Origin of the sequence: Pseudolabrys sp. FHR47 (assembly GCF_005153485.1) — a bacterium.
Taxonomy (GTDB): Bacteria; Pseudomonadota; Alphaproteobacteria; order Rhizobiales; family Xanthobacteraceae; genus Pseudolabrys.
Genome location: NZ_CP039740.1, coordinates 3667091 through 3681404 on the forward strand (window position 1 = coordinate 3667091; position 14314 = coordinate 3681404).

Consider the following 14314-nt stretch of genomic DNA (forward strand, 5'->3'; position numbering starts at 1 on the left):
GTGCCTATGCCGCGTCGCCCACGCCGGTCTGCTCCATGAGCGCGGCAATGAGGCCCTGGCGGTCGAACTTGGCGACATAATCATGAAGACCGGCGCGGCGGCCGCGGTCGATCAATTCGGCGGACACCTGCGACGACAACGCGATCACCGGCGTCGCCGCGCTTCGCGGATCGGCGCGCAGCGCTTCGGTGAGTTCGAAACCGTCCATGTCCGGCATTTCGATGTCGGTGACGACACTGTCGAACGTCTTGCCGGACTCGATCAGCGCCAATGCTTCCTTCGCCGAGCCGGCCGCCGTGACGGCATAGCCCGCCGCTTGCAGCACCGGCATCAGCATGTTGCGGAAGAACGGCGAGTCATCGACCAGCAGAATGCTGCGCTGGCGCTCGCGCCGCGTGCCGTCCTTGCGGCGGAACCAGTCCTCGAAAGCGAGCGGCAGGAAATGCGCAACGTCGACGATCTCCGTCGCCTGTCCCTTGATGACGGCCGAGCCGAGCACACCGGGGTTGCCGCTGCCGACCTGAATGTCGAGGCGGTCGTCAACGATATCGACGATCTCGTCGACCACCAGCGCCATCGAGCGCACGCCGTCCGAGAATACGAGCAGCGGCTGCGCGCCTTCGCTGCGCACGGGCTTGTCGGTCATACTGACGAGCGGCATCAACTGGCCGCGGTACTGTACCATGTGGCGGCCGTTCGACAGTTCGATCTTGCGCGCGTCGATCTCCTCGAGCCGCGTGATCAGCGACAGCGGCACCGCCTTGGGCTGGCTCGATCCGGCGCGGAACAGGAGCATCGAGGTCGTGTCGTCGTCCGACTCTTCCGCCTTCTGCGCCTGCGCGCGTTCGGCCGCCGCCACATGCGTCGCAACCGCCGAACCAAGCGAACGGGCGACGCCGTTCGGATCGACGATCATGATCACCGAACCGTCGCCGAGAATGGTGTTGCCGGAGAACATCGGGATATCGCGCAGTTTGCTCGACATCGGCTTGACCACGATTTCCTCGGTATGGAAAACGCTGTCGACGACGATACCGAAGGTCTGGCTGCCAACCTGGGTGACGACGATATAGGCGCCTTCGATGGCGTCCTTGCCGTCCAAACCCTTCTTGCCGTCGATGCCAAGCAACTTCGACAACCGCGCCAGGGGCAGCAGCTTGTCGCGCAGTCGCAGCACCGCGGTGTCCTTGATACGCTCGATGCGGTGATCGCCGCCCTTGCGGGCGCGCACCAGTTCGACCACCGCGATCTGCGGAATGGCAAAGCGGCTGCCGCCGACCTCGACGATCAGCGCCGCAACGATGGCCAGCGTCAGTGGAATCTTGATGATGAAACTGACGCCCTGCCCCGCCACGGACTTGACGTCGATGGTGCCGCCGATCTGATCGATGTTGTTGCGCACCACATCCATGCCGACGCCGCGGCCGGACACGCTGGTGACAGTCTGCGCGGTCGAAAAGCCGGCGGAGAAGATGAATTTGTGAATCTGCGCATCGGAGAGCTTGTCGGCCTCGGCTTCCGACACCAGCCCCTGCGCGATTGCCTTGGCCTTGATGCGCGCGGTGTCGAGGCCGCGCCCGTCGTCCGACACCTGGATGATGATGTGGCCGCCTTCGTGATAGGCCGCGAGACGGATGTGGCCCTGCGGCGGTTTGCCGGTGGCGCGGCGTTCGGCCGGCGTTTCCAGCCCGTGATCGGCCGAATTACGCAGCATATGCGTCAGCGGATCTCTGATCTGGTCGAGCACCTGACGGTCGAGTTCGGTTTCGGCGCCCTGCAGCTCGAGTTCGATTTCCTTGCCGAGATCGTGGGCGAGATCGCGCACGATGCGCGGGAATTTCTGCCAGGCGCTGCCGATCGGCTGCATGCGCGTCTTCATGACGCCTTCCTGCAGCTCGGCCGTGACATTCGACAGGCGCTGCAGCGGCGTCTTGAACTCGGAATCGCCGTGCCGCCGCACGATCTCGAGCAGCTGATTACGGGTCAGCACCAGTTCCGAGACCATCGTCATCAATTGCTCGATGGTATCGACGGTGACGCGGATCGACTGCGCGGAACTCTTGACGGATTCCTCTTCCTTCAAAGGCTCCTGGGCCGCGGCAGGTTTTGCCTTTTTGGCGGGACGCGGATCGACCGGTGTTTCCTGAAACGCGCGCTCGAGTTCTTCGAGCGACACTTCGCCGGGGCGCAAGGGCCGGCCGAGCGCCTGCTCAGTCGTCGCGATCTCCTTGTGCTCCGGCTTTGCCGCGCGCTCGGCAATACTGTGTAGATCGGCGATCAGATCGCTGTCGGAGCCCTCCGGCTCGCGCTGCTCATGCTCCAGCGAGGCGAGGATTTCCTTGATACGGTCGATGGTGGCGAGGATCACCGAGACGGCTTCATGCGTTGCCGGCATGCCGTCGCGGAATTTTCCCATCACCGTTTCGGCGGCATGCGCCAGGGCTTCCAGCCGCGGCAGGCCGAGAAAGCCGCAGGTGCCCTTGATGGTGTGGACGAGGCGGAAAATGTTGTCCAGAATCCGCGCATTATTCGGATCCTGCTCGAAACGAACGAGCTCGACGTCAACCACGTCGAGACTCTCATTGGTCTCGGTGACGAATTCCCGCAGCAGATCGTCCATGGACAAAGGCCTTCATCGACGGGCGGTGAACCCGTGCGCAGCTCCCCGTCGGGAGAGCCGGCAGTTTGAGCGATGAAGGGTTTAATTTTGGTTTCAGAAATCTAAATGGCGCGGAACTTCACGCTTTGTTAACCCGCGTCAAACGGCGCTGACCACCACCGCCTCGCCGTCCATCGCGACGGCGGCTTTCAGGCCGCAGGCCTGCGCGAGCAGGTGCGTATAATAGGGTTGGATCTTGTGGGCATCGACGCCGTCCGGCCCGACCTCGCCCGCAAGCAGCGGCGGCACGGTCGCCAATACCTTGGCATTAGTGCCGGTCGCGGTGACCTTGAAGCCCATCGCATCGCCCTCGCCCACCGGATCGACGGCGATCTGGCCGCCGCGCGGGATCGCCTGGCTAGCGATCAGTGTCATGTTGAGCAATAGCTTGACCCGGTTCTTGCCCATCAGCACGCGCGGAATATTCCAGGTGATCTTGGTCTTGTCGTCTTCCAGAAAGCCGCGCGAAATCTTCTCGGCATCGCCAGTGTCGATCTGCGAGCCGGCCGAACCGGCGGCGCCGAAAGCGATGCGGCAGAATTGCAGTTTGGCCGACGCGGTATTGGCGCTTTTCTTGATCAGTTCGAGCGCGAAAGCCCGGGTCTCCTCGTCCTTGTCCTCGGCCAGCACTTCGAGGCCGTTGACGATGGCGCCGACCGGGCTGATCAGATCGTGACAGACGCGCGAACACAACAAAGCAGCAAGATCGAGCGCTTCGATAGATGAACCGGACATGAGATTTGTCTCCGCACGAGGGTTTCTAATCGAGACGGGCGAATCGCTGTCGCATCGGCTCTTCGTGCGTGATACACCGCACATCTTCGACCGCCAAGGACGCAAAAAGCCCGTCGATTAGGGATCCAAGACGCGATTTCGCCCGTGCAGGACATCACCCCGCAACAAGCCGAACCGCTCATCGACGAACTCACGGCCATCGCGGCGCGTGCGAGCGCTGCGACGCTCGCCGTGCCGTTTTCCGCTGTCGAGCAACGCAGCAAGAACGACCTGTCGCCGGTAACCGCCGCCGACGAGGCCGCCGAAGCCATCATCCTTGAAGGCCTTGCGCGACTTTGTCCGGGCGTGCCCGTGGTGGCCGAAGAGAGCGTCGCCAAGGGCCGTATCCCGGCCGGACTGAGCGGCAGCTTTTTCTGCGTCGATCCGCTCGACGGCACCAAGGAATTCCTGGCCGGGCGCGACGAATTCACGGTCAATATCGCGCTGATCACGCAAGGCGCGCCCATTGCCGGCGTTATCGCCGCGCCGAAGCAAGGATTGCTGTGGCGGGGCGTCATCGGCTTCGGCGCGGCGCGGCTGCGGCTCAAATTGTCCGGCGGCGGCACGGAGACCTGTGAGCCGAAGGCGATCCATACGAGGTCGGCGCCGGCGCAGCTCACGGTCGCTACCTCCCGTACGCATCTCGACAGCGTGACCGAAGCTTTTATCGGCCGGCTACCGATCGGCGAACGTTACATGTGCGGCTCGTCCGTGAAGTTCTGCCACCTGGCAGAAGGCGCGGCCGACATCTATCCCCGGTTCGGCCCGACCTGCGAATGGGACATCGCCGCTGGCTCCGCGATCCTGACCGCCGCCGGTGGTGCCGTTCGGGCGCCGTCGGGCGGTACCCTGCACTTCGGCAACAGCGACAGCGATTTCCGCGTACCGGGGTTCATCGCGATCGGCGACCCGGTCGGGCTACCCGCCTTGCCCGGCGCCTGACATTAGCGCGAAATCATATAGGCGACCGAAGGCCACTTCTGCCGGGCACGCTCGATAATGCGTTCCGGATCGGCCAGGAATTCGGCGCGCGCAGCTTCGTCATAAAACAGATAAAGACGCTCGTCCTTGATCGTCCAGATCAGGGGATGGCCGGTGACGGAGGTGTCGCGGCCAATCGCCACCGGATCGTAGCCGCCGAATTGCGGCCCGTAGACTTCCGGTTGATCGGCAAAGGCGGCGCGGTTGCCCTCGTTCTCAAAGCGCCAGATCACGCCCGCTGCACGGAGTTCGAGTTCGGGCCGGCCCTGAACCGCCTTGCCGCGTGAAAAATAGGCAACCGGGTCGAAGCCGCTGATAGCCAGGCCGCTGGCGGGATCGACCACGACACGCTCCAGCGGCCCGGCCGCGCCGGCGACAGGTATTCGAATGGGCAGGACCAGAAAGACGGCGAAAATAGCCGCGGCGACCCTCTTGGCGACCGAAAAACCCCGCTTTTTTTGCTGCCGCGCTGCCGTCATAGTTCCAAGGGACATAGAGATCGATTCGAATGCGCTCCCTTGGCCACCATAGGGCCCTGGCGTGAGCGTGACGTTAAGCGCCTTAAACCGGGCCAACAGCCCATGCCATGGAGCCTTCGATGCGCACCTCGTTGCGGTTTGCAGCCCTGAGCTTCTGTCTTCTTGCTGCCGGCACGGCCCAAGCCCAGCAGGCTGCCCAGGACGCTGCCCAGCAGCCTCAGGTCCAGCAGGCACAGAATGCGCCCCCGCCGCGGCCGATCCAGCCGGCGCCCCAGCAGCAGCGAGGCGGCACCTTCACCGTCGACGAGATCGTCTCGACCGGCCACCAGTTCTTCGGCACGGTGTCGCGCGGGCTCGCCCAAGTGGTGGAGACGGCAGTCGGCCGCTGGGGCCAACCCAATGGCTATATCCTCGGCCAGGAAGGCTCCGGCGCCTTCATCGTCGGCCTGCGCTATGGCGATGGCACGCTCTACACCAAGAATGCCGGGGACCTCCGGGTGTTCTGGGAAGGCCCGTCGATCGGCTTCGACACTGGCGGCGAAGGCGCCCGCACGATGATGCTGGTCTACAACCTGCCCGCGACCGACGCGATCTACCAGCGTTTCGGCGGCATCGACGGCTCGGCCTATTTCATCGGCGGCTTCGGCATGACGGCGCTGACGGCCAACAACATCGTCGTGGTGCCGATCCGCTCGGGGGTCGGCCTGCGCCTTGGCGCCAATATCGGCTATCTGAAGTTCACGCCGAAGGCGACCTGGAATCCCTTCTGACCCTTTCTTAACGCCCCGAATGCTAGGCCCCGCGCATCAGCCCGCGCGGGACGTTAAGGACGCGCGCCCGGGTTTAGGTTAATGTGTAGCATTGCTGGCATCTCCACCCGGCCGGTGTCATGGTTGGATCGGGGATAGGCGGGCGAGGCGTTGCGTTCGGAGGCGTCGTTCCATGATTGAACCGATCATGTTTTTCGGGATCGGGTTTTTCGTCGCAGCCCTGGTCGGGCTCGTCGTCGTCCCTCTGGTGCATAACCGCGCCGTGCGCCTCACCATGCGCCGCCTGGAGGCGGCGACCCCGTTGTCGTTGGCCGAAATCCAGGCCGACAAGGATCAGCTCCGCGCCGAATTCGCCATGTCGACCCGCCGGCTCGAAGTCGCCGTCGAAGGCCTGCGCACCAAGAGCACCAGCCAGCTTGCCGAACTCGGCAAGAAGGGCGACGCCATCAACCGCCTGAAGATCGAACTGGGCGAGAAGACCGCCACGATTTTCGCGCTGGAAGCCCGCGACAAGGCGCTACGCGACCAACTGCGCGTCACCGAAGAAGAATTCGCGGTCAAGACCAGCGCCATGCTGGAGGCGCAGCGCGCACTGACCGAGAAGGAAGCCGAGGTCGCCCGCGTGCTCGCCTCGTTCGACGAACAGTCGAGCATCAACGAGGCGCAGAAAGTCGAACTCGTCGCGCTCAAGACCCAGGTCGAAGCGCTCAAGGGCCGCGTCGACGAGGCCAACAACGAATTGCGCATCGTCGAGGACCGCCGCGACGCCGAGCGCGTCGAACTCAAGGCGGCGACACAGGAACTCACCGAAGAGCGTGGCAAGGTCGAGAATCTCGGCCGCCGCGTCGGCGAGCTCGAGCATGCCCTCGTCGCCCAGACCACCGAAGCCGAAATTCTCGGCCGCCGCGCCGCCGACATGGAAAACCGGCTCGGCGAACAGATGCGTCTCCTCGCCGAGAGCGATGCCGCGCTCAAGCAAATGCGCGGCGAGATGGAAACCGCGCGCAAGACCGAGAGCGATCTGCGCGCCGCCGTCGCCGAACTCGACGCCCGCGCCAGCGCCGCGACCCAGCAGCTTCGCACCGAGAACGGCCAGTTGCTGGCCGAGCTTGAAAAGACCCGCGACGAGCGCGACCGCGCGCTGCGCGAAATGAGCGCGCTCAAGCGCGAGACCGAAGAGAACTGGGCCGCCGAGCGCATCGAGAACTCGTTGATGCGCGAGCGCATCAACGACGTCGCCGCCGAAATCGCGCGCCTGGCCTCGGCGTTGGAAGGCCCGAACTCGCCAATCGACGCCATCCTCGCCGCCGAGACCGCGCGCGACCATGCGCCGAGCGCGCCCGGAACGCCGAACGCCCTGGGCACGCCAGAGGCCGGCGGAAACCTCGCCGACCGCATCCGCGCATTGCAGACCCAGGCCTCGCGTCTTGCCACCGACGAGCAGAAGGTGCCGAACTGACGGCTGGCGCGGGGCTGATTTGCCCCGTGATTTCAGCGACTTTTCGGCGGGATTGCGCCGCTTCGCTTGACACCCCGCCGCCGCCTTCCTTATATCGCCCGGCTGAATGGTCGGGCGGTTAGCTCAGCGGGAGAGCACACCCTTCACACGGGTGGGGTCATAGGTTCAATCCCTATACCGCCCACCATTCGCAGCATTACATCGTTGCTTTCGAGGCCCGCGCGAGCGGGCTTTTTTGTTGGCGACTATGACACCACTTGCGACGTACTGCGCACTCTCCACAGGAGCGACACGCCAAGCGGTTGCCCCCGCAGGCACCCGCAGGCGATAAGCACCGCCCGCTGAATCGTCTTGTCGAGTGTCGTCCATGTCCGAACTGATCTTCCGCCGCATTGCCACCGAGTTGTCCGTCCGCGTCGAACAGGTGCAGGCGACGGTGGAACTGCTCGACGGCGGCGCCACGGTTCCGTTCGTCGCGCGCTATCGCAAGGAGGTGACCGGCGGGCTCGACGATGCGCAACTACGCACGCTCGACGAACGCCTCAAGTATCTGCGCGAGCTCGAGGAGCGGCGCGAGGCCATCCTCAAGTCGGTGCGTGAGCAGGGCAAGCTCGATGCCGCGCTTGAGGCACAGATCATGGCCGCCGACAACAAGGGCCGCCTCGAAGACATCTATCTTCCGTACAAGCCGAAACGGCGCACCAAGGCCGAGATTGCCAAGGAGGCCGGGCTCGAACCGCTCGCCGACCTGTTGCTGTCGGAGCCGCAGACCGATCCGCAGGTGGCCGCCGCGTCCTACGTCAACGCCGACAAGCAGGTCGCCGATGCCGCCGCCGCACTGGACGGCGCCCGCGCCATTCTCGTCGAGCGCTTCGGCGAGGATGCCGACCTCGTCGGCGCCTTGCGCGAGGCGCTGTGGACGCAAGGGCGTCTGGTCTCGAAGCTGCGCGACGGCAAGGCCGAAGCTGGCGCCAAGTTCGCCGACTATTTCGACTACGCCGAGTCCTTCACCAAGCTGCCGTCGCACCGCATTCTGGCGCTGTTCCGCGGCGAGAAGGAAGACGTGCTGAGCCTGCAGTTCGAGGATGAGCCGGTGCCCACCGCGGCCGGCGTACCGAACGCCTACGAACTCAAGATCATGCATCGCTTCAACGTGTCGGATCGCGGCCGTCCGGCCGATCGCTGGCTTATGGAGACGGTGCGCTGGGCCTGGCGCACCAAGATCCGCGCCCACATGAATATCGATCTGCGCCTGCGGCTGTGGAACGCCGCCGAGGAAGAAGCCGTGCGCGTCTTCGCCGCCAATCTGCGCGATCTCCTGCTTGCCGCGCCCGCGGGTCCGCGCGCCACGCTCGGCCTCGATCCGGGCTATCGCACCGGCGTCAAGGTTGCGGTCGTCGATGCCACCGGACAGGTGGTCGCGACCACCGCGATCTATCCGCACGAGCCACAACGCAAGTGGAACGAGTCGCTCGCCATCCTCGGCAAGCTGATCGTCGAACATAAAGTGGAGCTGATCGCCATCGGCAACGGCACCGCTTCGCGCGAGACCGACAAGTTGGCCAGCGAACTCGTCAAACTGCTAGGGCCAGAGCGCAAATTGTCCAAGATCGTGGTGTCGGAAGCCGGCGCATCGGTCTACTCCGCATCCGAATTTGCTTCACAGGAGTTGCCGGGCCTCGACGTGACCTTGCGCGGTGCCGTATCGATCGCACGCCGGCTGCAGGACCCGCTCGCCGAGCTGGTCAAGATCGATCCAAAGTCGATCGGCGTCGGCCAGTACCAGCATGATCTTAGCCAACACAAGCTGGCGCGCGCGCTCGATGCCGTGGTCGAGGATTGCGTCAATGCGGTCGGCGTCGATCTCAACACCGCCTCGGGCCCGCTGCTGGCCCGCGTCGCCGGCATCGGCTCAACGCTCGCCGACAACATCGTCACGCATCGCAATGCCAACGGCCCGTTCCGTTCGCGCAAAGGGCTGCTCGATGTTCCGCGCCTCGGCGCCAAGGCGTTCGAGCAATGCGCCGGCTTCCTGCGCATCCGCAATGGCGACGATCCGATCGACGCCTCCGGCGTACATCCGGAATCCTACCCAGTCGTGCGCCGTATCCTCGAAGCGACCAAAAGCAACATCCAGGTGCTGATCGGCAACACCACCGAGTTGCGCAAACTGTCGCCCAAGGATTTCACCGACGACACCTTCGGTCTGCCGACCGTCACCGACATCCTGCGCGAACTGGAAAAGCCGGGCCGCGATCCGCGTCCCGCCTTCAAGGCAGCCGAGTTCAAGGAAGGCGTCGAGACGCTCAAAGATCTCAAGCCCGGCATGATCCTCGAAGGCGCGGTGACCAACGTCGCCGCGTTCGGCGCCTTTGTCGACATCGGCGTGCATCAGGACGGGCTGGTGCACATCTCGGCGATGTCGAAGACCTTTATCAAGGATCCGCGCGAGGTGGTGAAGCCCGGCGACATCGTGAAGGTGAAGGTGCTGGAGGTCGATGCCGGCCGTAAACGCATCGCGCTCAGCCTCCGCCTCGACGACGAGGCCGGCGCGGCGCGGCCGCAGGGGACGAAGCCCTCCGAGCGCAACGACAAAGCGATGCGGAATTTCGCGGCGCGAAAGCCAGCGGAGTCTTCGGGCGGCGGCGCTCTCGCCGAGGCCATGCGCCGCGCGGCGGAGAAAAACGCCCCGCGCCGGTAGCGCGCCACCATGCAACCAATTGCCGCTGCCGCGGTTGTTCCATTCGGAACTGCCGGGCATTGGGTGGCCCGACGTCCGCTATGCGGGGGCTACCGACTTGGATATTCGCACCGGCGATCGCGACACGGCGCCGAGAGGCAGCGCGCCTGAAGCCCTGCCCGGCTTGTTCGAGGCCGGCGGCTGGGCCTTTGCGGCGCAGGTCGCGATCTGCGGCATCTTCCTCATCGTCTTCGTCGCCGCGCTCGATCTGGCGCGGCCGGTACTGCTGCCGGTGACCTTCGCCTTCGTCGTCGGTTGGATGCTCGGCCCGTTGCAGGTGCGCGCCGACCGCTCGGGCGTTCCGATGCTGCTTACGGCGATTTCGCTCTGGCTTCTCGTTATCGTCGTATGCAATGGCCTCGTCATGCTGCTGTCGGCGCCAGTGATTGACTGGGTCGACAAGGCGCCGGAAATCGGACGGCTGCTCAAGGAGCGGCTCTACTTTCTGAACGGCCCATGGGTTGCGCTGCAGGACATCCGCAACGCCATCCTGCCCGAGGATCAGGCCAAAAGCGCCGGTCTTGATCTCATAACCATCGTTCAGCCGGTCTTGTCGGTGGCGACGCCGGCGCTAGGCCAGGTGCTCATCTTCTTCGCGACCCTGTTCTTCGTGCTGCTCGGACGGTCGGGCCTGCGCCGCGCGCTGGTCGTGCGTTTCGACGATCATGAATCGCGGCTGCGCACGCTCAGGATATGGAACGACATCGAGCATCAGCTCACGAGCTATCTGAGCGTGGTCGCGATCATCAATCTGATCGTCGGCCTTGGCGCGGCTATCATCGCCTTCTCCGTCGGCCTGCCCAATGCGTTGGCCTGGGGTGTGCTTGCGTTTATCCTGAATTTCATTCCCTATCTCGGCGCGGTGATCATGGAACTGATCCTGCTCGGCGTCGGGCTGGTGACCTTCCCAACGCTCACGCATGCGCTGGCGGCGCCGCTTCTTTACCTGGTCTTCACTACGCTCGAAGGCCACTTCATCACACCGAGCATCATGGGCCGCCGGCTTACCTTGTCGCCGCTGATCGTGTTTCTGGCGCTGGTGTTCTGGACCTGGTTATGGGGTCCGGCCGGTGCGTTCCTCGCCGTGCCGTTATTGATCGTCGGGCTCGTCGCCATTCACCACATTTTTCCAAAGCACGAGCCTAACCTGCCGGGGTAACGGGCCTCCATGGAACCAGTCCGGCGGGGCCGGCGTTGAGCCATCAAATCCTGCATCCAGTTCGAGGGAAATTATGTCCACGCGCAGCAAGATCGCCACAACCGCCGACGAGATCGAAGCCATCAAGGATCTGATGGCCGATTTGGAAAAGCGCCTGCAACGTCTCGGCGGCACGGCCAAGAGCGAAGTCGCAGGCGGCGCCAACGAGGTTTCCGATTTCGTCAACGACACGCTCGCCGGCATCATGAGCCGCGTTCGCGACAACGCCCAGTCGGTCTCGGAAAGTGTCACCGACAAGGCGACCGAGATCGGCGGCGATGCCGTCAAGAAGATCGTCACCGAGGTTGAAACGCGGCCGCTCACCATGCTGGCGATCGCCGCTGGCATTGGCTTTCTGTTTGGCGTGGCGCGGCGCTAGCGAGGGTGCCATGCGGCTGACCGACATCGCCGAAGGCGCTGCAAGCGCTCTGATCACGCGCTACGTCAAGCGCGCGATCCTTGCCGCGCTGGTCGGCATCTTCGCGATCGTCACGCTTTATTATTTGAGCGCGGCCGGCCTGATGGCGCTGGCCCTCACCTACGGCTCGCTTTACGCCTATCTCATCATGGCCGGCATCTACGCCGTGGCCGCGCTAAGCGCATTCGCCGTGTTCTACGCTACGCGCAATCGCACTTTTGTGCGCCAAAATGCGGTGGGTGATGCCGCGGGATCGATGTCGCCGCGCAATATGCAGATCGCCATGCTGGTCGAAGCAGTGATGCTAGGCTACACGCTGGCGCGCAAGTCCGGCAACAAGAGCATCATTTAAACGCTAACGCTTCGCCGGCTCGCGCGACAGGCCCTTTGCGGCCAATTCGTCAAGATAGCCCTGCCAGATGCTGTCGCGATCGCGACCGAGCCGGTACAAATTCGGCCAATCGTAAATGCCGGTCGAATGCATGTCGTCGAACACCAACCGCACCGCGTAATTGCCGACCTGCAACACTTCGATGATCTCGACATTGCGCTTGCCCGGCACGGTCACGCGCTCGGCCGGCGAATGACCCTGCACTTCCGCGCTCGGGCTGTTCACCCGCAAATACTCAGCGGGCAGGTCGAAGCGCGCGCCGTCGTCGAAGGCCACGGTCAGCGTCCGGCGGTCCTTGTGCAGGCGCAATTCGATCGGCCAAGCTTCGGCGGGAGCGGTCATGGTGCCCTTCTAATCGCCCCTGCCCCAATGCACAATTCCTGATATAGAACCGGGCGCAATCAAGCCGGAGCCGGACGGGGTATGGGGGAACGGATCGACATCTTGTCCATGGGCGAGCCCATGGTTGAGTTCAATCAGACGCGTGAGGGCGGCGGCAACACCTTCCTGCGCGGCTGCGGCGGCGATTCCTCCAACTTCGCCGTGGCCGCGGCACGCCAGGGCGCGCGGACCGGCTACATCTCGGCCGTCGGCGCCGATACCAATGGCGCACTACTGCGCCAGCTCTGGAAAAGCGAAGGCGTCGACGACAGCCATGTGCGCACGTCGGCGGACGCGCCGACCGGCGTTTATTTCGTCAGCCACGGCGCCGACGGCCATCAGTTCGACTTCTGCCGCACCGGCTCGGCGGCAAGCCGCTACAGCGTCGCGGACTTGCCGCTCGACGCCATCGCGCAGGCCAAAGTGCTGCATCTGTCCGGCATTTCGCTCGGCATATCCACCACTGCCTGCGATGCCTGCTACAAGGCCATCGAGCACGCACGCGACAATGGAGTCACAGTGTCGTTCGACACCAATCTGCGCCGCAAGCTGTGGCCGCTCGGCCGCGCGCGAGCCACGATCTGGGATGTGCTGTCGCTCGCCGACATCTGCCTGCCCAGCTATGACGATGTCATTCACCTGTCCGATCTGAAGGACCCCGACCATATCGTCGATCGTTGCCTTGCGACCGGCGCGAGGATCGTGGCGCTCAAGCTCGGCGCCGAAGGCACGCTGGTGGCGGATCGGCATCACCGCATCCGCATTGCACCCTATCCCTGCAACGTCGTCGACGCGACCGGCGCCGGCGACACGTTCGGCGGCGCCTTCGTGGCACGGATCGTCGCCGGCGACGACATCGAACAGGCCGGCCATTACGCTGCCGCCGCCGCCGCGCTGTCGACCGAAGGCTACGGCGCGGTGACGCCGATCCCGACCGCGGACAAGGTCCGTGCCCTGCTCGAGCGGAGCCGGCGTCATGGCTGAACCTCTCAGGATCGCGCTGATCGCGCACGACGCCCGGAAAGCCGACATGGCTGACTGGGCGCACGCCCATGAAGCGCGGCTGGCCAGATGCGAACTGGTCGCCACCGGCAATACCGGCCTACAATTGATGACGCGCTGTCCGTCGCTCAAGGTCGAACGGCTGCTCAGCGGCCCCTTAGGCGGCGATCAGCAGATCGGCGCGCGCATCGTCGAAGGCAAGGTCGATGCCCTGATCTTCTTCATCGATCCCCTATCGGCGCATCCGCACGATGTCGACGTTAAAGCGCTGGTGCGCGTCGCGGTGCTGAGCAACATCGTCTTTGCGCTGAACCGCACCACCGCCGACACCGTGCTGCTCAGCCTCATGCCGGAGACCGACCGATGAGCGTCAATACGTCGTCAAAGCGCGCGAGAGAGTTGCTGGCGCTGGCGCCGGTCATTCCGGTCATCACCATCGACAGGGCCGCGGATGCCGTTCCGCTTGCGCAAGCGCTGATCCGCGGCGGCATGCGTGCTATTGAGATCACCTTGCGCACCGACGCCGCCATCGACGCAGCCAAGGCAATCATCGCCAATGTTCCCGAGGCCATCGTCGGTCTCGGCACCGTGCTGACACCGGCCGATTTCGGCCGCGCCAAAGACATCGGCGCCGCCTTCGCCGTCAGCCCCGGCTGCTCACCTGATCTGCTGCGTGCTGCCGCGGGCGGCGACCTGCCCTATGCGCCCGGCATCCAGACGGCCTCCGAGCTGATGGCCTGCATCAACGCCGGCTTCGATGTGGTGAAGTTCTTTCCTGCCATGCCGGCCGGCGGCCTGTCGGCGCTGAACGCCTTGGCTGGCCCATTTCCTTCCGTCGCTTACTGTCCAACCGGCGGCATCGGCGAGGCCAATGCCGCCGAATGGCTGGCGCATCCGAAGGTCATCGCGGTCGGCGGCTCGTGGATCGCGCCGCCGGCGGCGATCAAGAATGGCGCCTGGGACGTCATCGAAAGCCGCGCTCGCGCAGCGAACGGGCTGCGACGGAGTCGCGGCTGATGGAAGGGCGCACGGCCCGGCGACGACACGCCACATGACATTCTG

At 64.7% G+C, this 14314-nt stretch carries 14 protein-coding genes and 1 tRNA gene; 11 read left to right on the top strand and 4 right to left on the bottom strand.

The features are described 5' to 3' along the window. Nucleotides 1–4: 4 nt before the first annotated feature. Complete coding sequence (locus E8Q40_RS17945) at nucleotides 5–2620, bottom strand: chemotaxis protein CheW (RefSeq protein WP_137045834.1); 2616 nt, start codon at nucleotides 2618–2620, stop codon at nucleotides 5–7. Between the two features lie 138 nt (nucleotides 2621–2758). Beyond that, nucleotides 2759–3394 (bottom strand): histidine phosphotransferase ChpT, encoded by a 636-nt coding sequence (gene chpT / locus E8Q40_RS17950; RefSeq protein ID WP_137045835.1) that lies wholly within the window; start codon nucleotides 3392–3394, stop codon nucleotides 2759–2761. Nucleotides 3395–3538: 144 nt separating this feature from the next. On the opposite strand from chpT, the gene E8Q40_RS17955 reads away from it, so the two are divergent. Further along, nucleotides 3539–4375 (top strand): 3'(2'),5'-bisphosphate nucleotidase CysQ, encoded by an 837-nt coding sequence (locus E8Q40_RS17955; RefSeq protein WP_137045836.1) that lies wholly within the window; start codon nucleotides 3539–3541, stop codon nucleotides 4373–4375. Nucleotides 4376–4377: 2 nt separating this feature from the next. On the opposite strand, the gene E8Q40_RS17960 is transcribed toward E8Q40_RS17955, so the two are convergent. Then, entirely contained in the window at nucleotides 4378–4908 is a 531-nt protein-coding gene (locus E8Q40_RS17960) for a YHS domain-containing (seleno)protein (protein ID WP_246662902.1), read from the bottom strand. Between the two features lie 104 nt (nucleotides 4909–5012). Here E8Q40_RS17960 and E8Q40_RS17965 point away from each other — a divergent pair, with 104 nt between their 5' ends. The 7 genes from E8Q40_RS17965 to E8Q40_RS17995 all read left to right on the top strand — a co-directional run bounded on the left by E8Q40_RS17965 (nucleotide 5013) and on the right by E8Q40_RS17995 (nucleotide 11830). Beyond that, on the top strand, nucleotides 5013–5663 hold the full coding sequence (locus E8Q40_RS17965; protein WP_137045837.1) for a DUF1134 domain-containing protein: 651 nt from the start codon (nucleotides 5013–5015) through the stop codon (nucleotides 5661–5663). Nucleotides 5664–5835: 172 nt separating this feature from the next. Beyond that, on the top strand, nucleotides 5836–7122 hold the full coding sequence (locus E8Q40_RS17970) for a hypothetical protein (RefSeq protein WP_137045838.1): 1287 nt from the start codon (nucleotides 5836–5838) through the stop codon (nucleotides 7120–7122). Between the two features lie 112 nt (nucleotides 7123–7234). Continuing rightward, nucleotides 7235–7309, top strand: a tRNA-Val gene (locus E8Q40_RS17975). 180 nt (nucleotides 7310–7489) lie between these two features. Then, nucleotides 7490–9823: a Tex family protein gene (locus tag E8Q40_RS17980; protein ID WP_137045839.1), complete on the top strand. Its 2334-nt coding sequence runs from the start codon at nucleotides 7490–7492 to the stop codon at nucleotides 9821–9823. Between the two features lie 97 nt (nucleotides 9824–9920). Then, on the top strand, nucleotides 9921–11021 hold the full coding sequence (locus E8Q40_RS17985; protein ID WP_168197889.1) for an AI-2E family transporter: 1101 nt from the start codon (nucleotides 9921–9923) through the stop codon (nucleotides 11019–11021). Between the two features lie 73 nt (nucleotides 11022–11094). Then, the gene (locus tag E8Q40_RS17990; RefSeq protein ID WP_137045841.1) at nucleotides 11095–11439 is read left to right on the top strand and encodes a hypothetical protein; all 345 of its coding nucleotides are present in this window, start codon (nucleotides 11095–11097) and stop codon (nucleotides 11437–11439) included. Nucleotides 11440–11449: 10 nt separating this feature from the next. Further along, the gene (locus E8Q40_RS17995) at nucleotides 11450–11830 is read left to right on the top strand and encodes a hypothetical protein (RefSeq protein ID WP_137045842.1); all 381 of its coding nucleotides are present in this window, start codon (nucleotides 11450–11452) and stop codon (nucleotides 11828–11830) included. Nucleotides 11831–11833: 3 nt separating this feature from the next. Here E8Q40_RS17995 and E8Q40_RS18000 read toward each other — a convergent pair whose 3' ends face one another. Beyond that, nucleotides 11834–12211 carry a gamma-butyrobetaine hydroxylase-like domain-containing protein gene (locus E8Q40_RS18000; RefSeq protein ID WP_137045843.1) on the bottom strand — a complete coding sequence of 126 codons (378 nt, stop codon included), beginning with the start codon at nucleotides 12209–12211 and terminating at the stop codon, nucleotides 11834–11836. A 120-nt stretch (nucleotides 12212–12331) separates the two neighbouring features. Here E8Q40_RS18000 and E8Q40_RS18005 point away from each other — a divergent pair, with 120 nt between their 5' ends. From E8Q40_RS18005 to eda, 3 genes are read left to right on the top strand one after another with little or no spacing between them, the layout of a single operon-like run. Continuing rightward, entirely contained in the window at nucleotides 12332–13234 is a 903-nt protein-coding gene (locus E8Q40_RS18005; RefSeq protein WP_246662903.1) for a sugar kinase, read from the top strand. Continuing rightward, a complete protein-coding gene (locus tag E8Q40_RS18010; protein WP_137045845.1) occupies nucleotides 13227–13619 on the top strand; it encodes a methylglyoxal synthase in 393 nt (130 codons plus the stop codon). Before E8Q40_RS18005 ends, E8Q40_RS18010 begins: the two co-directional genes overlap by 8 nt. Then, nucleotides 13616–14269, top strand: coding sequence for a bifunctional 4-hydroxy-2-oxoglutarate aldolase/2-dehydro-3-deoxy-phosphogluconate aldolase (gene eda, locus E8Q40_RS18015; protein WP_137045846.1), 654 nt, complete (start codon nucleotides 13616–13618; stop codon nucleotides 14267–14269). Before E8Q40_RS18010 ends, eda begins: the two co-directional genes overlap by 4 nt. Nucleotides 14270–14314 lie beyond the last annotated feature (45 nt).

What these genes read in the sequence shown, in the direction of transcription:
- E8Q40_RS17995 (WP_137045842.1), top strand. Translation starts at nt 11,450, where the DNA reads ATGCGGCTGACCGACATCGCCGAAGGCGCTGCAAGCGCTCTGATCACG.
- E8Q40_RS18010 (WP_137045845.1), top strand. Translation starts at nt 13,227, where the DNA reads ATGGCTGAACCTCTCAGGATCGCGCTGATCGCGCACGACGCCCGGAAA.
- E8Q40_RS18000 (WP_137045843.1), bottom strand. Translation starts at nt 12,211, where the DNA reads ATGACCGCTCCCGCCGAAGCTTGGCCGATCGAATTGCGCCTGCACAAG.
- E8Q40_RS18005 (WP_246662903.1), top strand. Translation starts at nt 12,332, where the DNA reads ATGGTTGAGTTCAATCAGACGCGTGAGGGCGGCGGCAACACCTTCCTG.
- E8Q40_RS17980 (WP_137045839.1), top strand. Translation starts at nt 7,490, where the DNA reads ATGTCCGAACTGATCTTCCGCCGCATTGCCACCGAGTTGTCCGTCCGC.
- E8Q40_RS17960 (WP_246662902.1), bottom strand. Translation starts at nt 4,908, where the DNA reads ATGTCCCTTGGAACTATGACGGCAGCGCGGCAGCAAAAAAAGCGGGGT.
- E8Q40_RS17965 (WP_137045837.1), top strand. Translation starts at nt 5,013, where the DNA reads ATGCGCACCTCGTTGCGGTTTGCAGCCCTGAGCTTCTGTCTTCTTGCT.
- E8Q40_RS17990 (WP_137045841.1), top strand. Translation starts at nt 11,095, where the DNA reads ATGTCCACGCGCAGCAAGATCGCCACAACCGCCGACGAGATCGAAGCC.
- eda (WP_137045846.1), top strand. Translation starts at nt 13,616, where the DNA reads ATGAGCGTCAATACGTCGTCAAAGCGCGCGAGAGAGTTGCTGGCGCTG.
- E8Q40_RS17945 (WP_137045834.1), bottom strand. Translation starts at nt 2,620, where the DNA reads ATGGACGATCTGCTGCGGGAATTCGTCACCGAGACCAATGAGAGTCTC.
- E8Q40_RS17970 (WP_137045838.1), top strand. Translation starts at nt 5,836, where the DNA reads ATGATTGAACCGATCATGTTTTTCGGGATCGGGTTTTTCGTCGCAGCC.
- chpT (WP_137045835.1), bottom strand. Translation starts at nt 3,394, where the DNA reads ATGTCCGGTTCATCTATCGAAGCGCTCGATCTTGCTGCTTTGTTGTGT.